This is a genomic window from Dactylosporangium sp. NPDC005572 (assembly GCF_040605515.1).
Lineage (GTDB): Bacteria > Actinomycetota > Actinomycetes > Mycobacteriales > Micromonosporaceae > Dactylosporangium.
Window position 1 is genome coordinate 1 of sequence record NZ_JBEXCY010000374.1, and the last position, 5,561, is coordinate 5,561.

Annotated in this window: 3 protein-coding genes; all 3 read left to right on the plus strand. The window is 69.5% G+C overall.

The genetic code is table 11. From position 1 onward, the window contains the following. The first annotated feature begins 745 nt into the window (after positions 1 to 745). The 3 genes from ABZS66_RS60130 (at position 746) to ABZS66_RS60140 (ending at position 5,430) form a co-directional block, all read left to right on the plus strand. Positions 746 to 2,734: an Hsp70 family protein gene (locus tag ABZS66_RS60130; protein ID WP_354773741.1), complete on the plus strand. Its 1,989-nt coding sequence runs from the start codon at positions 746 to 748 to the stop codon at positions 2,732 to 2,734. 99 nt (positions 2,735 to 2,833) lie between these two features. Continuing rightward, positions 2,834 to 3,982, plus strand: a complete 1,149-nt coding sequence (locus tag ABZS66_RS60135; RefSeq protein ID WP_354773742.1) for an FIST N-terminal domain-containing protein — start codon at positions 2,834 to 2,836, stop codon at positions 3,980 to 3,982. A 32-nt stretch (positions 3,983 to 4,014) separates the two neighbouring features. Further along, positions 4,015 to 5,430: a sensor domain-containing diguanylate cyclase gene (locus ABZS66_RS60140; protein ID WP_354773744.1), complete on the plus strand. Its 1,416-nt coding sequence runs from the start codon at positions 4,015 to 4,017 to the stop codon at positions 5,428 to 5,430. Positions 5,431 to 5,561 lie beyond the last annotated feature (131 nt).

Genomic DNA, 5,561 nt, shown 5'->3' on the forward strand with positions numbered 1-5,561 from the left:
CGGGCTCACGGGCGCCGTCGGCCCGAGCCCGCTCATCATGACCACGCTCGGCGTCAAGAGTCTGTTCCGCGGCGGTGGCGAAGTCTTCGAAGTTACGCAGGCGCCGTCCATCGCGCGCAGCACCGCCCGGCCGGCCGCCACCCTAGGGCGAGCCAGGCGCACGTCTCTGGACGATCGCCCGACACGTGGTCCGTGCAAACATCCGCAAGCACCCGTCACCCGCGCGAAGCCCGGGCTCGGCCCCGCAGGACGCGGTCGCTCACCCAGCGGGTCCACCTGCAACCGCGTCTCCCGTCAAACGTCGCCAAAAGTGCTGCTGAACGCCTCGGGACAGGCCGTGTACCGAGACTCGGCAGCGGCCTGGACTCCATGGGCGAATGCACTGACATCGACTTCTTGTTTCATCGCCGTCCGGACGCACCTGGGCTAGCTGCGGACAGTGACGGCGCTCCAATCAGCGACACGCACGACCTGCGGCCGAAAACGGAGATCCGGAAGTGCGCATCCGATCAAGCGATCCAACCGCATCGGCATGTCGCAGTCCGGCTACTCTCGGTGCTTCGCGTGCGGCCCGCCAGTTGTTCCCCCGACGGCTCCGGTAGCTGCCACCGGCGAAGGTCAGTAGTCTCCGAGCTGACTTCCGAACCGATCACGACGGTCAACCGGTCCCCGCGCAAGCCTTGGCCGCCCGAACGCAGTTACCATCACCAATGGAGGACCGCCGCTGCGCGCGCTAGATTGGCGTGTGGTCGACGTACAGGACTCACACTCACCTATCCGGCTGTCGATCGACTTCGGCGCGCTGCACACGGTTGCGGTGATCTGCCGTGCCGGGCAGCAGCCGAGAACGTTACTGTTCGACGGTTCCCCACTACTACCCTCCGGGGTATACGCAGGCCCCGACGGTGTGCTGCATACCGGACGCGACGCCGAACGCTTGGCCCAGATCGACCCAGCCGGCTTCGAGCCGCACCCGAAACGCAGCATCGACCACGAACGCGTCCTGCTCGGCACTCACGAGTACGCCCCAGTCGCATTGATCGGCGCCGTCATGGCCCGCGTGGCAGGTGCCGCGGCCGAGGCGGGCGCCGGTCCGCTCGCCCCTCTCGTGCCGACCTGTCCAGCCGGTTGGGGACCACGCCGGCGTGCCGTACTGGTGCATTCGGCCCGTCAGGCAGGTTTCCGAGTCGCCGCACTGATCGACGAACCGGTCGCCGCAGCCACGTACTGCCTGAGCGTGCTAGACGTGGCGGTCGGGCCGCCAGTGGCGGTGTTCGACCTCGGCGGAGGCACGCTTGACATCGCGCTGCTGCGCCGCGAACCGGGCGGCCTGCAGGTTCTCTCCACCGGCGGCCTCGGCGACCTCGGCGGGCTCGACGTCGATGCCGTCGTCGTCACTTACTTGGGGCAGCTAATCGCCGCACGTGATCCGGCATTATGGCAGCGGTTGGAGCGGCCGACCGACACCGACGCGTTGCGGGACCGGCAGGCGTTCTGGGCAGAGGTACGCGAAGCAAAGGAGATGCTCTCACGTACCGGCTTGACGCCGGCGCAGTTGCCGGGTGGCAGCGGCACCACGCACCTGACCCGCGACGAGTTGGACCGGCTCGCCGAACCACTCGTCGACCGCGCGGTTGACGAGTTCATCCGGCTGCTTCGTGACACGCACATCGAGCCGTTCGAGCTCACCGCGGTGTTCCTGGTCGGTGGCGCCAGCCGGATGCCGCTCGTCGCGCGCCGACTGCACACGCGACTCGGGGTGCCGCCGACCGTGCCCGAGCAACCAGAGCTGCCCGTCGCGTTCGGCGCATTGCAGGCCGTCGATACCGGCCCGATCCATCCAGCGGTCCCCGCCGCCGGGCGCACCCGACGGGGTACGCTGGCCACCGCAGCGCTGGCGATCGCAGCGGTGCTCATCGCCGGCGTGGTCTGGCGGGACGCCGGGCGTCGGCCACACACCGGCATTGCGGCACAGATCGGTCCAAGTGCCTCCTCGAGCCCCCCTCCCCAACCCGCAGCCACGTCACCCGCCCCGACGCCGCCGGTAGGGTACATCGCCTGTGACGGCGGTCGGCTTTGCCCAACAGCACCGATCTGCTGGCTCGGGTCGCTCGTATATACACAGACCAACGTCGCCGTCCTGCGGAAGGACTGCGCGGAGCCACATGGACGGGAGACGTTCATGGCCGGATACCAGCCATCCGGCACCGGATCAACCCTGGTCAGCGCAGTCGAGGCCCTCCAGAACCACCCCGACATCAAGCAGCTGTGCGCCCTGTCAGTTCTCCAGTCCCGGCTGCGTGACCCGGCGACGAGCGGACCTTGGGAGATCCTGGCGCTGCCGATGCCCGGCGGGGTCATCGACTGCATCGCATCCCGGTCCAGCGACAATCGGCGCACCGGATCGCTGTTCCGCACCGGTTTTGTAGCCACGGCCGGGAGAGCCGCATCGATCGGATCCTGGCCCCTCCAGATCGCCACCTTCAGCAGCATTACGCAGTGCGAGCTTACGGCGGACTCATGCAACCTCAACCGGCGCAGGCGGGCAGCACGACGTGCTTTACGGTCCGGTTCGACGCGGATGGTTCCGGTGGTAAACCGCACCGACGGTGTCGTACGGCGGCAAGACTTGAACCGGGGGACCCCTCCAAGTGAGGTTATCTGCGAGCTGGGCGCCAGACGGTCGCCGAATCGGTACGCGGCACGGCAGCCGCACTCGCCGGAACTATGCTAACGCAGCATGTTTCGCGACCGATGTTCGCGGTTGGGACAGGTCACTCCGACGTGACCTGCGGAGACGGGGAGCGTGGCAGTGGCCGGCACCAGTCGATGGATGTCCGTTGGGACCTCAGTGACCACCGACTCCTATGAGGCGGCCCGCGAGGCGGCCCACGCCGCGTTGAGCGGACCCGAACCGAAACTCTTCCTCGTGTTCGCCGGCATCGCGCACGACCCGCACCGCATCGCCGAGGGGCTGCGGGCGGCGGCGCCGGGTGTGCCGGTCCTCGGGTGCTCGACGCACGGCGAGATCGACCCGAGCGGACCGCATGACGGCAGCGTCGTCGTCACGGCGCTCGGCGGCGACGGCTTCTCGGTGAGCACCGCCGCCGTGCCTCAGATCAGCGGCCGGCAGCGCGACGCCGGCGCGGAGGCCGCCCGGTGCGCGGCCGCTGCCGCCGATCGGCCCCACCGGATCCTGCTGTTGCTCACCGACGGCCTGGCCCGCGACCAGGAGATGGTGGTCCGCGGAGCCTACGGCGTGCTGGGCGCAAGCGTGCCGCTGTTCGGCGGTGCGGCTGGCGACGGCTGGCGCATGTCAGCCACCTTCCAGTTGCACGGCACCGATGTGTTCACGAACGGCGTCGTCGCCGCCTGCATCGGGTCGGACGCGCCGATCGCGATCGGCATCGACCACGGCTGGCGGCCTGCGGGCGAGCCCCTGGTAGTGACGCAGAGCGGCGACGGCCGGGTGCACGAACTCGACGACGAGCCAGCCCTGGACGCCTACCTCGACCGGCTCGGCGCCCCCGCGGAGGTCTACCAAGACGAGGTCGCCCTGCGACACTATGTGCTGAGCCGGCCACTCGGGGTGCAACGTCGAAGCGGCATCGAGATCCGTAACATGAGCACCGCGGTCGACGTGGAGGGGCGGACCATCGGCGGTGGCGGTGACCTGTCGCTGGGTGCCCTCGCCTTTGCCATGGAAGGCGATGAGGAGTCGGTGCTTACGGCGTCGGCCCGGGCCTGCCGCTCTGCTATCGAGCAGCTCGACGGCGTCACGCCGGTCGGTCTGCTCACGCTGAGCTGCGCTGCCTGCCGCGCCGTGCTCGGCGACGACGGCGTCGTCAGGGAGGGCGAGCGCATCGCCGAGGAGGCGGGCACCATTCCCTACGCCGGGTTCTACACGTACGGTGAGATCGCCCGCACCCGGGGCATCAACGGCTTCCACAACCAGACAATGGTTGTTCTCGCGTTCGGCTGACCCGCGCACCCCCGCCGAAAGGAGCCCACGCTGTGGCCGACGGAGCCCTGACCGCGCAGCAGTTGGTCGAGCTGCTCGCTGTCGTCTCCAGCTGCGACGACGAGCAAACCGCGATCCATGCTGCGATCGAGCGGGCTGCGGAGACCGTCGAGGCGGAGGTCTGCGGCTTACTCCTGGGCGACGTCGTCGTGGACGCCGTCGGCCTGCCCGAGGGCTCGCCCGACTACGCCACGCTCGCCAGGGTCCCGCGCGGCCGCGGCTTGATCGAGCTGCCCGGCCTCGGCCCGTGCGGCGTCGGCTGGGCAGTACTCGGCCACGCCGACGAGGGCGTGCTCGTGCTCGCCCGCGTCGGCGACGCCTTTACCGTGGCCGAGCACAACCTGGTCCGCGGCATGGCGAAGGTCCTCGGCCTCACTCTGCGCATGCTGCGTACGCTGGAGACCGAGCGCCGCCGCGAGCGCTTGATGCGGCACCTGTACGACATCCAGCGGCTCATCTCGCGCCGTGCTCCGCTCGCCGAGGTGCTGCGCGCGACGCTGGCCGCCGTCACCGACGTCCTCGCCTCCGAGTCCGGCAACGCGGAACTCGTCCTGCTCGACCCCGATACTCCCGGCCACGCGATGGTCACCTGCGGCGTCGCCTCGGGTCCGATGCCTTGGCGGCGGCGCACGGTCGCCGCCGACGACTTGGTCGCTGGCGTGATCGGCATCGATCGCCTCCAGGAAGGCACCGACGCCGCCGGCCACCGCACCATCGCGGCCCCGGTCCACGAACGGGGTCGCACGGTCGGCGCCCTGGCCGTCGTACCGGCCGCCGGTCGACGCCTCGACGACACGGACCGCGACAACCTGCTGTTGTTCGCCGAACACATCAGCATAGCCCTCACCGACGCCCGGACGGCGAAGGACATTGAGGCCGCCCGCCACGACCCGCTTACGGGCCTGCCCGGCCGCGCCCTGTTCCAGGAGCGCCTACGCCAATGCCTGGCCGAGACCCGCGGCCCCGACACCGTGGCGCTGCTGTTCGTCGACCTGGACCGCTTCAAGGCCGTCAACGACACCATGGGCCATGCCGCCGGCGACGCCCTGCTGGCCGAACTCTCCCGCCGCCTGCAGTCCGTGGTCCGCCGCTGCGACCTGGTCGGCCGCCTGGGCGGCGACGAGTTCGTCGTTGTGCTCTGCCCCGCGAGTGAACACCATGCTGGCGAAGTGGCAGCGCGCATCATCGACGAACTGTCGCGCCCGGTCCGCCTCCCCGCCGGAATGGCCGAGGTAGGCGCCAGCATCGGCATCGCCCTGAACACCTCCACCGACGAGGAGGAACTGATCCGCAACGCCGACATGGCGATGTTCGAGGCCAAGCGAGCCGGCCGCGGCCGGTTCGTCCTGTCGAAACCGGAAACCGTCGATGCCTTAAGCATCCTGAAGGGCCCATCATTGGTGCCCTAGACGGTCTATTCCAAGGGGTACTGGGCCAGCGGAAGTGGGCGAGGGTCTCCATGATCGACGTTGCTGAGCAACGAGACCATGGAGGCCACGTGCACGTCGATCTGGACACCCTCGCCACCGCACTCTACGTG